We start from the raw sequence: 16,969 nt of genomic DNA, 5'->3' as shown, positions 1-16,969 counted from the left end.
ATGGCTTTCAAGAAAGATACAAAAGTTAAGAATAATTTCACGAAGATTACCATCGGTCTTGCCTCTCCGGAGGAGATCCTGGAAAATTCGTATGGTGAGGTTACCAAGCCTGAGACCATCAACTACCGCACCTACAAGCCCGAGCGCGACGGCTTGTTCTGCGAGCGCATCTTCGGTCCGACACGCGACTATGAGTGCGCCTGCGGCAAGTACAAGCGTATCCGCTACAAGGGCATTGTCTGCGACCGATGCGGTGTTGAGGTAACTGAGAAGAAGGTACGCCGTGAGCGCAGCGGACACATCGAGCTCGTTGTGCCCGTAGCTCACATCTGGTACTTCCGCTCGCTGCCTAACAAGATCGGCTATCTGCTCGGTATGCCGACAAAGAAACTCGATCAGGTTATCTACTACGAGAAGTACGTAGTTATCCAGCCCGGTGCGTTCGAAGGACGCACCGACGAGCAGGGCGACGAGTACAACGGTTCGCACAAGATGGACCTCCTTACTGAGGAGGAGTATCTCGACATCGTAGAGAACAAGCTCGGTGCTGAGAACGACCTTCTTGAAGACACCGATCCGAACAAGTTCATTGCAAAGATGGGTGCAGAGGCTGTCTACGACCTTCTCGCAGGTCTCGACCTCGACTCTCTTTCATACGAGTTGCGCGACCGTGCCAACAACGACTCTTCGCAGCAGCGCAAGACAGAGGCTCTGAAGCGTCTGCAGGTTGTAGAGGCATTCCGTGGAAGCAAGGGCGTCAACCGTCCGGAGTGGATGATCATGAAGATTATCCCGGTTACTCCGCCGGAGCTCCGTCCGCTCGTGCCGCTGGATGGCGGTCGTTTCGCAACATCCGACCTCAACGACCTCTATCGTCGTGTAATTATCCGTAACAACCGTCTGAAGCGTCTCGTAGAGATCAAGGCTCCTGAGGTTATCCTCCGCAACGAGAAGCGTATGCTCCAGGAGGCGGTAGACAGCCTCTTCGACAACTCACGCAAGTCGAGCGCCGTTAAGAGCGACGCCAACCGTCCGCTCAAGTCACTCTCTGACTCTTTGAAGGGTAAGCAGGGCCGTTTCCGTCAGAACCTCCTCGGTAAGCGTGTCGACTATTCAGCACGTTCGGTTATCGTTGTAGGTCCGGAGCTGAAGATGGGCGAGTGCGGTCTGCCGAAGCTCATGGCAGCCGAGCTCTACAAGCCGTTCATCATCCGCAAGCTCATCGAGCGCGGCATCGTGAAGACCGTTAAGAGCGCAAAGAAGATCGTAGACCGTCGCGAGCCGGTTATCTGGGACATCCTCGAGAACGTAATGAAGGGCCACCCGGTAATGCTCAACCGTGCGCCGACACTTCACCGTCTCGGTATCCAGGCGTTCCAGCCGAAGCTCATTGAGGGCAAGGCTATCCAGCTCCACCCGTTGGCATGTACGGCGTTCAACGCCGACTTCGACGGCGACCAGATGGCTGTTCACCTTCCGTTGAGCAACGAGGCTATCCTCGAAGCTCAGGTGCTGATGCTTCAGAGCCACAACATCCTCAACCCTGCCAACGGTGCTCCTATCACAGTGCCGTCACAGGATATGGTGCTCGGTCTCTACTATATCACAAAGCTCCGTCCGGGTGCAAAGGGCTCAGGCCTTTCGTTCTACGGCGACGAGGAAGCTATCATTGCTTACAACGAGGGCAAGTGCGACCTCCACGCTCCGGTTAAGGTGATCGTGAAGGACGTAGTGGACGGCCAGTTCCAGAAGCGCATGGTGGAGACATCTGTAGGACGTGTCATCGTCAACCAGATCATCCCAGAGGAAGTAGGCTTCTTCAACGATATCATCTCTAAGAAGACTCTGCGCGGACTCATCTCCGACGTAATCAAGGCTGTAGGTATGGCTCGCGCCTGCGAGTTCCTCGACGGCATCAAGAACCTCGGTTACCGTATGGCTTACGTTGCAGGTCTTTCGTTCAACCTCGACGATATCATCATCCCGCCAGAAAAGAAGGAAATCGTGGATCGCGGTCACGAAGAGATTCGCGCCATCCAGGACAACTATAACATGGGCTTCATCACTGAGAACGAGCGTTACAACCAGGTGATCGATACCTGGACTCACGTGAACAACGACCTCGCAAGCATCCTTATGAAGGAGATGACAGAGGCCGATCAGGGCTTCAACGCCGTATTCATGATGCTCGACTCTGGTGCCCGTGGTTCTAAGGACCAGATCAAGCAGCTCTCTGGTATGCGTGGTCTTATGGCTAAGCCTATGAAGGCAGGTGCCGAGGGCCATCAGATTATCGAGAACCCGATTATCTCTAACTTCAAGGAGGGTATGTCGGTGCTCGAGTACTTCATCGCTTCGCACGGTGCCCGTAAGGGTCTTGCCGATACCGCTATGAAGACAGCCGACGCCGGTTACCTTACACGTCGTCTTGTAGACGTTTCGCACGACGTAATCATCTCTGAGGAGGATTGCGGCACACTGCGCGGACTTGTCTGCACCGCTCTTAAGAACGGCGACGAGGTGGTTTCTTCTCTCGGCGAGCGCATCCTCGGTCGTGTGTCAGTACACGACGTTGTCGACCCGCGCACTGGCGAGGTTATCGTCAATGCTGGCGAGGAGATTACAGAGGCTAAGGCACAGCTCATCGAGGACTCTCCAATCGAGAGCGTAGAGATTCGTTCGGTGCTCACTTGCGAGAGCAAGAAGGGCGTCTGCATGAAGTGTTACGGTCGCAACCTCGCTACACAGCGCATGGTACAGCTCGGCGAGGCTGTCGGTGTCATCGCAGCTCAGGCTATCGGTGAGCCGGGTACACAGCTTACTCTCCGTACCTTCCACGCCGGTGGTGTGGCTGGTAACGCAGCAGCCAACGCTTCTATCACAGCAAAGAACGACTGCAAGCTTAAGTTTGAGGACCTCCGTGTCGTTCCGTTCGTAGAGAACAACGGCGAGAAGGACGTCAACTGCCAGATGGTAGTGAGCCGTCTTACAGAGTTGCAGTTCGTCGACCCGAATACCGACATCGCACTCGCTTCTGTCAACGTGCCTTACGGTTCTTCGCTCTACTTCAAGGATGGCGACGTTGTGAAGAAGGGCGACCTCATCGCTAAGTGGGACCCGTTCAACGCCGTTATCGTTACAGAGTACGCAGGTACGCTCCGCTTCAACGACGTTATCGAGGGCATCACATACCGCGCTGAGACCGACGAGGCGACAGGTCTTACCGAGAAGATCATCACCGACTCTAAGGACAAGTCGAAGGTTCCGACCTGCGACGTGCTCGATGCAAACGGCGAGGTTATCGGTACATACAACTTCCCGGTAGGTGGTCACGTAGTATGCGACGACGGTCAGACCGTGAAGACCGGTACCACACTCGTTAAGATTCCACGTGCAGCAGGTTCTGCAGGCGATATCACCGGTGGTCTCCCACGTGTAACCGAGCTCTTCGAGGCTCGCAACCCGTCTAACCCAGCTGTCGTATCAGAAATCGACGGTGAGGTGACAATGGGTAAGGTGAAGCGTGGCAACCGCGAGATCATCGTTACATCGAAGACCGGCGACCAGCGCAAGTACCTCGTATCGCTCTCTAAGCAGATTCTTGTACAGGAGCACGACGCCGTACGCGCAGGCACACCGCTTTCTGACGGTATCATCACTCCGGGCGACATCCTCGCCATCAAGGGTCCTACCGCCGTTCAGGAGTACATCGTTAACGAGGTGCAGGACGTTTACCGTCTGCAGGGTGTGAAGATCAACGACAAGCACTTCGAGATTATCGTTCGCCAGATGATGCGCAAGGTACAGATCGACGAGCCGGGTGATACAACATTCCTCGAGCAGGAGATGGTAGACAAGCTCGACTTCGCTGAGGAGAACGACCGCATCTGGGGTAAGAAGTACGTCACCGACGCTGGTGACTCTGACGTGCTCAAGGTTGGTCAGATCGTTTCGGCACGCAAGTTGCGCGACGAGAACTCAAGCCTCAAGCGCCGCGACCTCCGTCTCGTTCAGGTTCGCGACACCGTGCCTGCTACATCTACACAGATCCTGCAGGGTATCACACGTGCCGCTCTCCAGACCAAGAGCTTCATCTCGGCTGCTTCGTTCCAGGAGACAACCAAGGTGCTCAACGAGGCTGCTATCCGCGGTAAGGTAGACTTCCTTGAGGGTATGAAGGAGAACGTTATCTCTGGTCACCTCATCCCGGCAGGTACCGGTCTGCGTCAGTGGGACAAGCTCATCGTGGGTTCACGCGAAGAGTACGACCGCATGCAGGCTAACCGCCGCAACGTGACCGACTACTCTAATGAGGAGTCTGCTGAATAAAGCATAAATCCCGATATCACTGTCCGGTTCTTTAGCCGGACGGCGGTATAAACCATAAACGAGAAAACGCTGCAAGCGAGTCTTCACCGACTGCTTGCAGCGTTTTTATTGTATATGTACGTATATATAATTATACCCTTTCGGGTGTAATATCAAACAATTCGCTTGATATTACACCCGAAAGGGTATAAACACGATGCTTCAAACCATCATCTTAGCATCAGCATCCTTTTCAGAATAAGTCGTTTGTACTGCCGTTTGAAGTCGTCTGGCAGGAACGACGCCTCTATAAGTTCAATCCATTTCATCAGCGCCTTGCGGAATTTCTTCGCAATGTTGTCGAGCACCTTTTCGTTCACGCCCGAAGCTATTATCGACTTCTCGAAGTCGCTGCGCCTTATGCGCGCCTTCTTGCCGTTGAGCGTCAGCGCCAGTTCCTCCTTGTCCTCGGGCATCACTATTGCGGTCGATAGCAGGTCGTAGGCAGGCGTCAGACAGTAGCCCATCGGCGACTTGTAGAGCGAGAAGTTCTTCAGGTGCATGTCAGAGTTGCCCGTAATCCACGAGAACACCACCACCTCCCAGTAGTTCACGAGGTCGAGCTGCGGCACCGCCGAATACTTCTTTATGTGCTTCGCAATCTGCTCGTACGAACCCTTGTACTTGTACTCGGTGAGTCGCTCCGTGAGCTGGCACATGTCCTCCATCGCAATCTTCGATCCGTCGCGTTCGCGGTCGATGCGCCGTGTTATGTAGCACAGCTCTCCGTCGGCAAAGCGAATGAGCGAGTGGGGCACGACGGCTATTTTCGCCGCCTCCGCCATGTGCATCGTCAAGTCCTCCAGTTCGGGCAGTGCGCGGTAGGCGTCGGTCTGTGGTTTCAGAATGTAGCGTCCCCACAGCCCCACGATTGTGAAGCGGTCGGGCTCGTTCTTTCCACCCGGGTTCACGTCGAGCGACAGCTTCGCCTGCACGCCGGTCAGCGTGGTCTGCGCCCGCACCACCTGCTTTGCGAGGTCGGCTATCTCGCTGCGTCTGTAGGGCAGCGTCGGCACCTCCTTCACGCCGAACATCTTTCGTGCGCAGGCAGGGTGGAAGTCCTTCTGTCCCTCCTTCAGCGGCTTGTAACAGTAAAGGCATTTTTCCATAATCAAGAGTTTTTTAGTTAGCAATACCTCAGTTCGGGTTGTGCGCCGTGCCGTCTGCTCCCTCTTCCGGCACCACGCTCACCGCTCCGATGCAGTCTTTGCAGCAGGCGAGCAGCAGCGACATACGGTCGCGCTGGTTTATCTTCCAGCTGCGTTCCGCAATGTTCAGCAGCCATCCCTCCGGCACCAGTCCGTCGAAGAACGGAAAGAGCACCTTGTCCTCATACGGTTCTTTGCGCAGCGGCATCGTGAGGCTGATAGGCTCAGCGCCCTCCGCCGCGAGATACTCGCTGTCGTACACAAACTGAAATCCGTTTTCGTCCTCCGTCAGCCGACCTGCGTAGCGGTCGTACATGTATATCTTTGCACTCTTCATATGTTGTGGTGTTGAGATGTTGAGCTGTTAAGATGTTGTGGCACCGCTCCCACTTCGTGTCCGAACAGTGCGAGCACCTGATTTATCTTGTCTATGCGGAGCGTCTCCTTTCCCTGCTCCAGTTCGCGTATGAAGCGCAGTCCCACGCCCGACTTTTCCGCCAGATCCACCTGCGTGAGGTTGAACATGCGTCGGCGTTCCTTTACAAATGCGGATATTGATGTCTCCATATATATACAATTATACCCTTTCTGGTGCAAATATATAAAATTTATTTGATATTGCACCCGAAAGGGTATAATTATTCTTTCATTTTACTTATTACCTTAAATTAGCAGACAAAGTCTTTCCTTATATTCTTTGGATTTTTATCGTGCGCATACGCATATCTGCACGATAAAAATCCAAAGATGTTCAAATTAGGACACGACGCCACTTCCGTTTCCTGCGAGCCTATCTCAACACGCCTCCATTTGCGTATGTCTTGTATACGGCTGTACATTGACGCACTATCTCGTCCCACTGGTAGCCGTTGTAGGTAGATTATTGTTATCCAATGACTTGCTTTCTTGTAAAAATAACAAGTCTGCTAATCTAAGGAGATATGTCATTGTCCTGTAAAGTTTCAGTACGTGAAAAAATCTACCATATCTTCCAGAATTGCCGTAACTTGCACATTGCGAGCACGATAAAGGCTGGTAGATAGGCTTTCGAGAGCGATATCTACCAGCCTATCTACCAGTCTATCGTAAGCGGATACGTTTACAGTCAACCTATTTCTCTATATACATTTTGCGCGAAAGCGCATTGCCTATTTTCACAATGTAGAGGCCATTGTTTAGGGGAACGGTGACATTCGCGGCATTGGGCGTCTCGCTATAAACCACTTTCCCGTCAAGTCCGCAAACGGTAATATTCGTATTGGTGGGCAAGCCCGTCAGGCTGATACCTCCCTTCGTTGCTCGCAGCAACAAAGCGTCATTGCCGACTTGCGATATTCCAGTGGCATCGCCCACGTTTACCGTCCTGCGCGAATTTACCACCACATCGCCATTGGCGGAAATCAAAGTGCCGTCGGGAATGACTATGGTGTAGCCTTTATCGGATGTCAGCGGCGTGCCTTCAAAGTCGGCTTTCAGCACCCATTGACCGTCTTCCTCCGTCAGCGTGGGCATCACTTCCTTGACCATTTCCGAATTGTCGCCATACCACAGTTGCACCTTTGGATCACTGGACAGCATCACAGCTTGATTATAGTAGAATGCCACTTCACCTAGCACGTCCGTCGGGTGGTTGTCGAATAGGCTGCACCACACGTAGTTAATCGATGGCAGTGGCTCTTCGTAGCCGCCTACAAAATGCAATACGGCTTTCTTGTTTGTGATGTCGGGGCGGTACATGGCATAGACAGTTCCTTCTGGTATTTCAAGGGCGAAGTTTACGCCTTTCTCGAATTTTATATATTCACCAAAATCCACACATACTTGTCCTAAGTCCCAATCCCATGTGGCTTGAAATGGAAACTGGCGTACTGGCACGCCCTCGCGATACAAGACGGCTTGTTGTTCATCACTCTCAGTTTCCGTACCCCAATAGAAGGTCATTAGATTTGCTTTTGCAAGAGTGGAACCGTCTACAATGTCCGTGTGGAATTCGCCGAGGTCGGTGGGAATAGTGAACGAATATCTAACTTCATCATTATCGATGTTAGGCTCACCTTCTTTGTAAAAAGTTCCTTCGTCAATAACCACGGTGAAAGTTTCACCTTTTGGCAGAACAAGAGCTTCGTCGAACATTACTTCTACTGTCCCTTGTTGTGTAGTTGAGACATTCGAACTGTCATGTCCATGATAATTGTTTATGGCAAGTTTACCTTCGGCAATCACTTCATCTCCCTTATATACTTTGGCAGTGGAGTCGTTAAGCGATAATAGTTCTTGGTATGTAAAATCAATCTGCCGCAATGGCCAATAAGCGGCACGAATATCAAGTGAGCATTGCTTAAATGTTAGCTCTGTAGCTTGCGCTGATATTGAAGTCGTTAAGCCCAACACCACAACGATTGTAAGAATATACTTTTTCATGTGATTACTTTTTTACGATTATTTTTTTTGTTGTTAATGTACCGCTCGCGTCAGAGACGGAAACGATATAGAAGCCACGTGGCAAATTCATCTCAATAGATGCATTTCTGCCGAATTTGGCGGATTTATACTCTCGACCAGACATATCTGTTACCCTCACCGTTGCAGGATTATTCAATCCATGTATGGACAAAGTTCCTTCGCTATATCCAATTAATACTTTTGGGGGCGAAGAGACAGATAAAATGCCTGTTGCCTCTTTGGGGTTATATACAGGGCGTATGTTTTTCCCCGTATATTTTAATCCTATCATTTTACTAGCGCCAGCACCAGTATCATAATAAATACAATAAGCTCTTTCTGGGACATAGGTAGTTGAATCTGGAACGCCGTTATTGTAGATGTCGCATTTCGCTTCACCCATCCATAATACAGCCGATTGTCCTTCTGGTAGTTCATATTGTGCCCCAGGGCCAGCTCCCGCCCCTGCTGCTGGAATAAAAATACTATTCGTATTGGGACCACAGAAACGTTGTCCTTTTACATCATTCTCTTCAATTATCCCATTACTCCAGCACATCATTGTTAGTTCGTACTGTTCTTCTTGTGTAGGCATGCGCCAACCACTGCCCCATAGATTCACTGCTGCATCATATTCTGTTCCACTTATATTCCAGCCAATATCAATGCATTCATAAAATTCACCATATCTAGAATCTTGAATAATTTTCCCTGTATAATATAGATAATTCTCTGGGACAAACCAATCCTTTGGCTCAACTTCGCCCCAAGCAAAGAAATCGCCATATTCTTCGGGCGCGTTGGCACCAATGTTACAAGTTGCCCATAGAGTTCCACTTGGCAGGCCTAAATCGGCATAATCATGCCCCGCGTGAGTTCCACTTACCCAATGTGCTGGAATTTTATTTTGCGCATTGCAAATGACTGCAAAAATCATTAGTAATGCAGTAATAATGTATCTCATACCGTGCCATTTTATTGGGTGCGATGCTGAATACGCGCATCGCCCCCGTTATTTCATTGTTATTTTACCTTACAACAAGTTTCCTCGATGATATTTCTTGTTTAGTCTCTACAGACACAACGTATATTCCTTTCCCCCATTGTAGAAGGCATAGAAACATGTGTCTCTGTCCCGTTACATGTGGAATGTGCCAAAGTGGCTCAACGGATTTTTTCCGTGGCAGGGGATGTTTGTTAATTTTTCTTTTTGGAGTTAGTGGTCAAAATAAAAAATGAAAGTCTTACGACGAATGAGAGATGCAGTCTATTCTGCTGCAATAGATCTATTCTCTACTCTTTTATGAGAGTAAGCACGTTTAGAATATAAAGACAATTTAGTTTTAGATATTTGCTTATACATCCTTTTGCCAACGAAGATAGAATATTATAATTTAAAATGCAAGCGACAGTCGAAAAAACTTTGGTATTTAAGTTTATTTTATAGTGCGTTTGAATTTAGTAACATCTATTAACGTGCAAAAAAACAACTTGGACATCTTGGGTTAAAGCGTTGAGTTGACTATTTTCGGTCTTAGTTGTAAAGCTAATTGAGTCAATTAAGATGAAAAAACGGGCTCCAATAGTGCGATTATGTGAATTTTTGGGTGTTTACAGTGCGGATTATGTGAATTTTTTGGTGTTTATAGTGCGGATTATGTGAAATTTTTGGTGTTTATAGTGTGGATTATGTGAAAAGTGTTATCTTTGCACATATAATAAATGAATCGGAATATGGATAAACTGCTCAAAAGAAAGGTAGATAACTACTTGTTGGAATGGAAGAACAATCCAGACCGTAAACCACTTATTATTAAAGGTGCCCGACAGGTTGGCAAGACTCGTTCTATTGAATGGTTTGCCAGCCAGAACTATCAATGTGTTATTCAGATTAATTTTGTAGAGCAAAAGAGGTATAGGGATATCTTTGAAGATGGGTTTGAAGTTGATGCGATTCTGAAGAACATCTCCTTGCTTAATCCTGAATTGAAGTTCATACCCGGTGATACGCTTTTCTTTTTTGATGAGTTGCAGGCATGTCCCAATTGTGCCACATCATTGAAGTTTTTCAAACTCGATGGTCGGTTTGATGTAATTTGCTCCGGCTCATTGATGGGTATCAACTATCGTGAAATAGAGTCGAACAGTGTTGGCTACAAGGAAGATTATGAGATGCATTCTATGGATTTCGAAGAATTCCTATGGGCAAAAGGGTATTCAGAGGAATTTATAGACGACCTTTACCAGAATATGTTGGAGGTCAAGCCTATAAACAATTTGCAGATGGACGTTCTTTTCGGTCTTTTCCGCGATTATGTTACTATAGGCGGTATGCCAGAGGTGGTAGATTCGTATATCAAGAACAACAATTTCAGCGGTACTTTGGCTATTCAGCGTCAGTTGCTGAAAGACTATGAGGAAGATATCACCAAATATGTAGAAGGTTTGGATAAAGCTAAGGTGAAGGCTGTCTATAGCCACATCTCTACGTTCCTTGCCAAAGAGAACAAGCGTTTCCTGATAACAAAGATAGGCAAGAACGCACGTAACAGAGATTATGTGGGGTGTGTAGAGTGGCTGGCTGACGCAGGAGTCATCAATGTCTGCTATTGTCTTAATCAGCCGGAGCTTCCGTTGAAGGGTAACTACGACCCTAAACTTTATAAGATTTACTACAAGGATACCGGTCTGCTGATTGCTTCTCTTGACGAAGAAGCTCAGGAGGACTTGAGGGCTAACAAGAATCTCGGCACGTACAAGGGGGCTGTCTATGAGAATATAGTTGGAGACATGCTTGTGAAGCAGGGTTACAATCTTTATTACTACAACAGCGACAGACCCGCACTCGAAATGGACTTCTTTGTAAGAGATGCCGATTCTTTGATTCCGATAGAGGTGAAGGCTAATGACAACGCTACCGCCTCACTAAACAATCTGCTGAAAGAAGACAAGTATCCAGATATAAAATACGGCATCAAGTTGGGGTACAAGAATATCGGATTCAACGGCAAGTTCTATACATTCCCATACTTCCTGACGTTTCTGCTGAAGCGGTTCGTGGCAGAGAGGGGTAGGTTTTGAAAATGATTGTTTGAAAAATGATATTTTAAAAAATCATTTTTAGAAATGTGTTTTTTAGTCGCGCTGCGCTACTTTTAGTAGAAACCTTACGGAGTCTCGCCAAAAAACGGTATATTTGCAATCGAAAGAAACAAGCGGCGGCGTGCGTTGAAGCGGCGCTGCCTGATAAACAGATACATATATGGCACGATTCTATTCGCTTAAAAAGAAGGATGAGGACGACGCAAAGACAGCCGATCCGTTCGGCGTGCTGCGTCCGAAAGTGAAGAATGCAGAACAACAACAAGTAAACATATACGACATGGCAAAAGCATACGTATTTCTTGCCGACGGCTTCGAGGACATCGAGGCGTTGGCTCCGGTTGACATCCTCCGCCGCGGCGGACTCAACGTAAAGACAGTAAGCATCAACGCTACGGAGATGGTGGCGTCGGCGCACGGCGTGCAGGTGAAGGCGGACATGATGTTCGCCGATGCCGACTTCAGCGACGCCGACCTGCTCATGCTGCCCGGCGGAATGCCCGGCGCTAAGAACCTTGACGAGCACGAAGGCGTGCGCGCGGCGCTCGTTCGCCATGCCGAACAGCAGAAGCTCATTGGCGCCATCTGCGCTGCGCCTATGGTGCTGGGCCATCTGGGTCTGCTCCGCGGCAAGCACGCTACGTGCTATCCGGGCTTCGAGACAGAGCTTGAGGGCGCCACATACACCGCCGAGCCTTGCACCGCCGACGGCAATATCATCACGGGCAAGGGTCCTGGCGCATCGTTCGCTTACGCTTACCGACTGCTTGAGGAGTTCAAGGGCGCAGGCGTCGTTGAGGAGTTGAAGAAAGGAATGATGTACGAGTTTTGAACATCCTCTCACAGGACATAATGTATCTGCCGGGAGTCGGCCCCAACAAAAAGGACGTGCTCAACAAGGAGTTGGGCGTGCGCACCTGGGGCGACCTTCTGGAGTACTATCCATATAAATATGTGGATAGGAGCCGCATCTATGCCATACACGAACTGCAGAGCGACATGCCGTTCGTGCAGATACGCGGCAGGATACTCTCGTTTGAGGAGTTCGAGATGTCGGCACGCAAGAAGCGCGTCGTGGCTCACTTCTCCGACGGCAGGGGAGTGGTCGACCTCGTGTGGTTCTCCGGTGCGCAGTACGTTTACAAGACCTACAAGGTGGGCGAAGACTACATCGTGTTCGGACGCCCCACGGTATACGGCGGGCGTTTCCAGTTCTCTCATCCCGAGATAGAACGCGCCTCCGAACTGCAGCTCTCCGAGATGGGCATGCAGCCCTACTACGTCACTACCGAGCAGATGAAGAAACGCAACATATCGTCGCGCGCCTTGGAGAAGATGGTGAAGGCGATGCTGCAGAAGATAACGGAGCCGATACCCGAGACGCTGCCCGACTTCATCGTGAACGCACGCCACCTCGTCTCGCGCGACACAGCCTTGCGCTGCGTCCACTATCCGAAGAACGCCATCGAGATGCAGAAGGCGCGCGAGCGACTGAAGTTCGAGGAGCTGTTCTACGTTCAGCTCAACATCCTGCGCTACGCCTCCGACCATCGCCGCAAGTTCCGCGGCTACGTGTTCTCGCAGGTGGGCGACGACTTCCACCGCTTCTACTCCGAGAACCTTAAGTTCGAGCTCACCGGTGCGCAGAAGCGCGTCGTGCACGAGATACGCGACGACATGCGTTCGGGCCGTCAGATGAACCGCCTGCTGCAGGGCGACGTGGGCAGCGGAAAGACCCTCGTGGCGCTCATGACCATGCTCATAGCGCTCGGCAACGGCTATCAGGCGTGCATCATGGCGCCTACCGAGATACTCGCCGAGCAGCACTTCGCCACGATACAGGAGTTTCTGCGCGGTCTCGACATACGCGTCGAACTGCTGACGGGGCAGGTGAAGGGCAAACGGCGTCAGGAAGTGCTCGACGCCCTCATAGCCGGCGAGGTGAAGATACTCGTCGGAACGCATGCCGTGCTCGAAGACCCCGTGCGTTTCCAGCGACTCGGCGTGGCGGTTATCGACGAGCAACACCGCTTCGGCGTGGCTCAGCGCGCACGCCTTTGGGCTAAGGGCGAGAACCCGCCCCACATACTCGTGATGACCGCAACGCCCATACCGCGCACACTCGCCATGACCATCTACGGCGACCTCGACGTGAGCATAATCGACGAACTGCCACCCGGCCGCAAGCCCGTGCAGACCATACACAAGTACGACAGTCAGATGACATCGCTCTACTCCGGCATACGCCAGCAGATACGACTCGGGCGTCAGGTCTACATCGTCTATCCGCTCATCACCGAAAGCGAGAAGAGCGACCTCAAGAACCTCGAGGAAGGCTACGCCGCGCTGTGCGACATCTTCCCCGAGTTCAAGATAAGCAAGGTGCACGGCAAGATGAAGTCGAAGGAGAAAGACGCCGAGATGCAGAAGTTCGTTTCGGGCGAGACGCAGATTCTCGTCGCAACCACCGTCATCGAGGTGGGCGTGAACGTGCCCAACGCCTCCGTCATGGTGATACTCGACTCGCAGCGCTTCGGACTCTCGCAGCTCCATCAGCTGCGCGGACGCGTAGGACGCGGCGCCGACCAGAGCTATTGCATACTCGTCACCACCTACAAGCTCTCCGCCGAGACGAGCAAGCGCATCGACATCATGTGCGAGACCAACGATGGATTTCGCATCGCTGAGGCCGACCTCAAGCTGCGCGGACCCGGCGACCTCGAAGGCACGCAGCAGAGCGGCATTGCCTTCGACCTGAAGATAGCCGACATAGCGCGCGACGGACAGATAATGACCATCGCACGCGAAGAAGCTCAGAAGATAATAGACGCCGACCCTACATGCACCTCGTCGGAGTACGCCATGCTCTGGCGCCGACTGCGCGAATTGCGCGATACGAACGTCAATTGGGCGGCAATTTCATAGCAACAAGCTGACAGACAGGCTGATACAACGGCGTGTCTGTCGGCTTGTTTTTTTTGCTTTATAGCTGCAAAGAAAATGTTAAACTTCGTGCAAAAACTGTTAATGCAGAGTGCATAATGTAATATTATTCAATATTTTTTCGTATCTTTGCAACGCAATGTTCAAAATGCTATGCCAACATTGCAAATTAACTACTACTGATATCGAATATACTACAATTCGATGACCATCTTTTTGAAGGAATGATATACTCATTCTATTTTAAAAAAAACTGCCTGAAGAATGAATTTGAAGAAAATCGTTAAGACATTTGCAATATCGATGTTGCTCGCCGTTACTTCTACAACCGCCAACGCACAAGACCTTCTTGCACGCCAGGCGCCGGTAGACCGTAAGATGGCAGCCGTCGACACAATCATGCTTCGCAACATCACTATGCGCGAAGAACTCGAATCGCCCTCTGCAGACCTCTACGCCAACTGGGACAACAAGTACGCTCACCGCGCTACGGAGCTTCCTGAGACATACAAGATAGACCTCCGCCACTTCACCATGCCTACCACAAGCCGTGTCATCACGAGCAACTTCGGTTCGCGTTGGGGACGCCAGCACAAGGGTCTCGACATCAAGGTGTACATCGGCGACACAATCCGCGCTGCCTTCTCTGGCAAGGTGCGCATCGTGCGCTACGAGGCAGGCGGCTACGGCAAGTATATCGTAATTCGCCACAACAACGGCCTGGAGACCATCTACGGCCACCTCTCAAAGCAGCTCGTCGAGGAGAACCAAGAGGTTCGTTCGGGCGAGGTTATCGGTCTCGGCGGCAATACAGGCCGCAGCACCGGTTCGCATCTCCACTTCGAAACACGTCTTTGCGGCGTTGCGCTCAACCCGGCGCTTATGTTCGACTTCCGCGCGCAGGACGTAACCGGCGACTACTACGCATTCAACAAAGAGACATACGACAACGAGTCGACCAACGCTACACGCTTGCGCGGTAAGCAGGATTCTTCTACTTACGCAAGCACCAACTCTTCGGACGACTACGCTACAAACAAGCGCACCACTTCGGGTCTTACCGACCAGATTTCTTACCACAAGGTGAAGAAGGGCGAGACATTGGACCGCATCGCAAAGAAGCGCGGCGTAACTGTAGAAAAGATCTGCAAGCTCAACCACATCACAAAGACGATGCGTCTGCGCCCAGGTCAGATTCTGCGCTACTCTTAAAGTGCAATCGGGGCGCTATTCAAGAACGCATAGCGCCATTCATAAGCGTATATTTTACGACTGTAACAACATAGCAAGGCGACGCCAAACAGCTTGAAAGGGATTTTCGGGTTGTTTGGTGTCGCCTTTCTTTGTATATGACGCATTGTTAATCGTATACTTCTACGACGTTTTGTGTTTACGATTGTTTGTAGAAAGCGTAAAAATGTGTAATTTTGCAAGCTGTAATGCGCAAAGAATGTGCGCATGTTAATGATAACACAATAAGTTGTAATGAAAACGCAACAAGTGGTAATAATAACACAATAAAAAAGTATCAAGGATGACACAAGAGAGAGTTAGTTTTGGAAGTAAGTTGGGCATGGTTCTTGCCACAGCAGGATCGGCAGTAGGTTTAGGAAACGTATGGCGTTTCCCTTATATGGCGGGCGACAACGGCGGCGCCGCCTTTATCCTTATATATATAATGTGCATAATGCTGCTCGGCATTCCCTGCATGATGAGCGAGTTTATCATCGGCAGACACGGAGCAGCCAACACCGCACGCGCCTACTCGCGCATGGACACGCATAAGGCGTGGCGCTTCGTGGGACTGATGGGCGTGCTCACGGGTTTCCTCATCACGGGCTATTATGCCGTGGTGTCGGGCTGGTGCCTGCAGTATATCTTCGCCTCGGGCGTGGGCGAGCTGAGCGGCGACCCCCAGTACATAGCTAACTATTTCGCCGACTTCTCCGCATCGCCCGTGAAGCCGGTTTTATGGACCGTGGCGATACTCTGCATCTGCCACTTCATCATCGTGCGCGGCGTGCGCGGCGGCATCGAGCGTGCGTCGAAAGCCTTCATGCCGACACTCTTCGTGCTGCTGTTGGTGGTGGTTGTGAGTTCGTGTCTGTTGCCCGGCGGAATGAAGGGCGTGGAGTTTCTCTTCAAGCCCGACTTCTCGAAGGTGAGCGGCAAGGTGTTTCTCGCCGCAATGGGTCAGGCGTTCTACTCATTGGGCCTTAGCATGGGCTGCATAAGCACGTTCGCAAGCTATTTCTCGCGAGAGACCCATCTGCTGAAGTCGGCTGTGAACATCGCCGTCATCGACACGCTGGTGGCTATTCTCGCCGGACTCATGATCTTCCCTGCTGCGTTCAGCGTGGGCGTAAGCCCCGACAGCGGTCCGTCGCTCATCTTCATCACTCTGCCCAACGTGTTTCAGCAGGCGTTCGCCGGAATGCTGCTCGTGGGCACCGCCGTAGCCGTCATGTTCTACATGCTGCTCTCGCTTGCTGCCCTCACGTCGCTCATTTCGCTGCACGAGGTGAGCACGGCGTTCCTCAGCGAGGAGACATGCCTCGACCGCAAGAATGCGGCACGCCTCGTCACGGTGGTGTGCTCGGTGATAGGCGCGTTCTGCTCGCTCTCGCTCGGCGATAGAGCCTGGCTGAGCATGTTCGGAAAGACGCTGTTCGACTGGTTCGACTTCGTAACGGGTCAGCTGCTGCTGCCGTTCGGCGGAGTGCTCACCTGCATCTTCATGGGTTGGGTGGTGCCGCGCAAGCTGATAAAGGACGAGTTCACTAACTGGGGCACGCTGCGCGGCACGTTCTTCGGCGTGTACATGATTCTCGTGCGCTATGTGTGCCCGGTGTGCATCGTGGCAATATTCCTCAACCAGCTGGGAGTGTTGTAAAAGTAAAAAAGTAAAGCGCTAAAAAAGTATCTGCTTTGTTTTGCCGACTCCTTATTTTCAGTTAAATTTGTAG

11 protein-coding genes are annotated in these 16,969 nt (G+C 51.1%); 6 read left to right on the top strand and 5 right to left on the bottom strand.

Annotation, left to right across the window (positions count from 1 at the left end; translation table 11 throughout):
* A complete protein-coding gene (gene rpoC, locus KTQ90_RS00625; protein ID WP_022157433.1) occupies positions 1 to 4,329 on the top strand; it encodes a DNA-directed RNA polymerase subunit beta' in 4,329 nt (1,442 codons plus the stop codon).
* A 209-nt stretch (positions 4,330 to 4,538) separates the two neighbouring features.
* On the opposite strand, the gene KTQ90_RS00620 is transcribed toward rpoC, so the two are convergent.
* From KTQ90_RS00620 to KTQ90_RS00600, 5 genes are all read right to left on the bottom strand, one after another.
* Positions 4,539 to 5,477 carry a HipA domain-containing protein gene (locus KTQ90_RS00620; protein ID WP_217316822.1) on the bottom strand — a complete coding sequence of 313 codons (939 nt, stop codon included), beginning with the start codon at positions 5,475 to 5,477 and terminating at the stop codon, positions 4,539 to 4,541.
* 28 nt (positions 5,478 to 5,505) lie between these two features.
* Positions 5,506 to 5,853 carry a HipA N-terminal domain-containing protein gene (locus tag KTQ90_RS00615; RefSeq protein WP_217316821.1) on the bottom strand — a complete coding sequence of 116 codons (348 nt, stop codon included), beginning with the start codon at positions 5,851 to 5,853 and terminating at the stop codon, positions 5,506 to 5,508.
* Complete coding sequence (locus tag KTQ90_RS00610; protein ID WP_217316820.1) at positions 5,850 to 6,083, bottom strand: helix-turn-helix transcriptional regulator; 234 nt, start codon at positions 6,081 to 6,083, stop codon at positions 5,850 to 5,852. The genes KTQ90_RS00615 and KTQ90_RS00610 overlap by 4 nt, the downstream gene beginning before the upstream one ends.
* A 543-nt stretch (positions 6,084 to 6,626) precedes the next feature.
* Positions 6,627 to 7,937, bottom strand: coding sequence for a hypothetical protein (locus KTQ90_RS00605; RefSeq protein WP_217316819.1), 1,311 nt, complete (start codon positions 7,935 to 7,937; stop codon positions 6,627 to 6,629).
* Positions 7,938 to 7,941: 4 nt separating this feature from the next.
* A complete protein-coding gene (locus tag KTQ90_RS00600; RefSeq protein ID WP_217316818.1) occupies positions 7,942 to 8,922 on the bottom strand; it encodes a T9SS type A sorting domain-containing protein in 981 nt (326 codons plus the stop codon).
* Positions 8,923 to 9,680: 758 nt separating this feature from the next.
* On the opposite strand from KTQ90_RS00600, the gene KTQ90_RS00595 reads away from it, so the two are divergent.
* The 5 genes from KTQ90_RS00595 (at position 9,681) to KTQ90_RS00575 (ending at position 16,896) form a co-directional block, all read left to right on the top strand.
* Positions 9,681 to 11,039, top strand: coding sequence for an ATP-binding protein (locus KTQ90_RS00595; RefSeq protein WP_217348248.1), 1,359 nt, complete (start codon positions 9,681 to 9,683; stop codon positions 11,037 to 11,039).
* 301 nt (positions 11,040 to 11,340) lie between these two features.
* A complete protein-coding gene (locus tag KTQ90_RS00590) occupies positions 11,341 to 11,892 on the top strand; it encodes a DJ-1 family glyoxalase III (RefSeq protein ID WP_217316864.1) in 552 nt (183 codons plus the stop codon).
* Positions 11,889 to 13,985, top strand: coding sequence for an ATP-dependent DNA helicase RecG (gene recG, locus KTQ90_RS00585; protein ID WP_217316816.1), 2,097 nt, complete (start codon positions 11,889 to 11,891; stop codon positions 13,983 to 13,985). Before KTQ90_RS00590 ends, recG begins: the two co-directional genes overlap by 4 nt.
* A gap of 282 nt (positions 13,986 to 14,267) precedes the next feature.
* Entirely contained in the window at positions 14,268 to 15,215 is a 948-nt protein-coding gene (locus tag KTQ90_RS00580) for a M23 family metallopeptidase (RefSeq protein ID WP_217316815.1), read from the top strand.
* A 322-nt stretch (positions 15,216 to 15,537) separates the two neighbouring features.
* Complete coding sequence (locus KTQ90_RS00575) at positions 15,538 to 16,896, top strand: sodium-dependent transporter (RefSeq protein WP_217316814.1); 1,359 nt, start codon at positions 15,538 to 15,540, stop codon at positions 16,894 to 16,896.
* Positions 16,897 to 16,969 lie beyond the last annotated feature (73 nt).

It is taken from the genome of Leyella stercorea, from assembly GCF_019052365.1.
In the GTDB taxonomy this organism is placed as follows: Bacteria; Bacteroidota; Bacteroidia; order Bacteroidales; family Bacteroidaceae; genus Prevotella.
This window is presented reverse-complemented; position numbering and strand designations above follow the sequence as displayed.

Excerpts from the sequence above, each read along its gene's own strand:
- rpoC (WP_022157433.1), top strand. The coding sequence starts at position 1 with ATGGCTTTCAAGAAAGATACAAAAGTTAAGAATAATTTCACGAAGATT.
- KTQ90_RS00620 (WP_217316822.1), bottom strand. The coding sequence starts at position 5,477 with ATGGAAAAATGCCTTTACTGTTACAAGCCGCTGAAGGAGGGACAGAAG.
- KTQ90_RS00615 (WP_217316821.1), bottom strand. The coding sequence starts at position 5,853 with ATGAAGAGTGCAAAGATATACATGTACGACCGCTACGCAGGTCGGCTG.
- KTQ90_RS00610 (WP_217316820.1), bottom strand. The coding sequence starts at position 6,083 with ATGGAGACATCAATATCCGCATTTGTAAAGGAACGCCGACGCATGTTC.
- KTQ90_RS00605 (WP_217316819.1), bottom strand. The coding sequence starts at position 7,937 with ATGAAAAAGTATATTCTTACAATCGTTGTGGTGTTGGGCTTAACGACT.
- KTQ90_RS00600 (WP_217316818.1), bottom strand. The coding sequence starts at position 8,922 with ATGAGATACATTATTACTGCATTACTAATGATTTTTGCAGTCATTTGC.
- KTQ90_RS00595 (WP_217348248.1), top strand. The coding sequence starts at position 9,681 with ATGAATCGGAATATGGATAAACTGCTCAAAAGAAAGGTAGATAACTAC.
- KTQ90_RS00590 (WP_217316864.1), top strand. The coding sequence starts at position 11,341 with ATGGCAAAAGCATACGTATTTCTTGCCGACGGCTTCGAGGACATCGAG.
- KTQ90_RS00580 (WP_217316815.1), top strand. The coding sequence starts at position 14,268 with ATGAATTTGAAGAAAATCGTTAAGACATTTGCAATATCGATGTTGCTC.
- KTQ90_RS00575 (WP_217316814.1), top strand. The coding sequence starts at position 15,538 with ATGACACAAGAGAGAGTTAGTTTTGGAAGTAAGTTGGGCATGGTTCTT.